The organism is Eikenella longinqua (assembly GCF_001648355.1).
In the GTDB taxonomy this organism is placed as follows: domain Bacteria; phylum Pseudomonadota; class Gammaproteobacteria; order Burkholderiales; family Neisseriaceae; genus Eikenella; species Eikenella longinqua.
This window is the reverse complement of sequence record NZ_LXSL01000024.1, coordinates 1-1,308: the sequence shown is the minus strand read 5'-3', so window position 1 is coordinate 1,308 and position 1,308 is coordinate 1. Positions and strand designations below refer to the sequence as shown.

3 protein-coding genes are annotated in these 1,308 nt (G+C 57.6%); all 3 read left to right on the top strand.

The features are described 5' to 3' along the window. Positions 1-174 precede the first annotated feature (174 nt). The gene (locus tag A7P95_RS06865; protein WP_067593108.1) at positions 175-558 is read left to right on the top strand and encodes a hypothetical protein; all 384 of its coding nucleotides are present in this window, start codon (positions 175-177) and stop codon (positions 556-558) included. Further along, positions 555-884: a hypothetical protein gene (locus A7P95_RS06860; RefSeq protein WP_067593105.1), complete on the top strand. Its 330-nt coding sequence runs from the start codon at positions 555-557 to the stop codon at positions 882-884. Before A7P95_RS06865 ends, A7P95_RS06860 begins: the two co-directional genes overlap by 4 nt. Then, on the top strand, positions 881-1,308 hold a 428-nt coding region (locus A7P95_RS06855; protein ID WP_067593102.1), incomplete at its 3' end, for a TIGR02594 family protein. The genes A7P95_RS06860 and A7P95_RS06855, both read left to right, overlap by 4 nt.

Sequence of the window (1,308 nt, the reverse complement as noted above, 5' to 3'; positions counted from 1 at the left end):
GGAAACCCAAGGCCAAGGCTACGACCTGCCAGGGGCGTTCGGCGTGGTGTTCGGGCTACCTGAAAACAGGCAGCGCTGGTTTTGTTCGGAATGGGTGGGCAAGGCTTTGGGGCTGCCGGAAAGCTGGCGGTTTTCGCCAAACGATTTGGCAGCGATATTCAGAAGGGAGGGAAGATGATGACGTTTGAACCATCCAACGCATCCGGCCATGTGCTGCATGTGAGCGTGATTGGCTTATCCGGCACGCTGGCGGGCATGCCTTTGGAGGCGTTGGTATTGGGTGCGGTGGCTGGGGCGCTGCACCACGGGCTGAAAGAGCCGGGCAGCCGCAAGAACGGCATATTGGTGATGATTACCAGCATGATTCTGGCCGGGGCTTTGTCGCCGGTAATCATGGCTTATCTCTCGCTGCGGCTCGGGCTGGAGCGGGAGCTGTTTCAGGCTGCCGTGCCGGTGCTGATTGGCTTTGGCTGGTCATGGGCGGCGCCGCTGTTGAGTGATGGTTTACGCCGCTTGTGGGCGGGCTGGATTGATAAATGGGGAGGTAGGAAAAAATGAGGTCGGAACTGATTACCCACTTTTTGATTTTGGTAAACGTGGCGGCGATGGCGGCGATATTTGTTTACTCGGCCTGCGCGCTGTCGGTGCGGCAATGGACGCTACGCAATCCGGAGTATTGGATTCACGGATTCCTAGTGGGCGGCTCGATAGCGGTTATCGGCCACACGCTCAACAGTTGGCAGCCGCACCATTGGACGGAGATTTTATTCAACGTGGCAGCGGCGGGCTACTTCATGCTGCGCTCGCACCGTATCCATTTGCTGGCCGGGATTATGAAGCGCAAGGGTAAAGGCTACCTGAATATGGGAAAGGAAAGGAAATGACTGAACTGCCTTGGATTGAGGAAGCAAGGAAATACATCGGCATGCACGAAAGGGATGCTCGCGGCTTAAAGACCATCCCCTTGTGGGTACGGGCTTTGAAAGGCTGGTGGAGCGACACCAAAACGCCGTGGTGCGGCACGTTTGTTGGGCATTGCCTGCAAGCGGTCGGGCGCGATATTGCGAAAGAATGGTATCGGGCGAAAGCCTGGGTGAACGGCGCTACCCGTTTGGCGAAACCTGCGTATGGCTGCATCGTGGTATTCGAGCGGCAGGGTGGCGGGCATGTCGGCTTTGTCGTTGGGCAGGATAAGCATGGCAACCTGATGGTGTTGGGTGGTAACCAGGGCGATGCGGTCAATATCAAACCGTTTGCCAAGAGCCGCGCAGTGGCCTATCTGTGGCCGAACAAAGGCGGCAAGCCAGC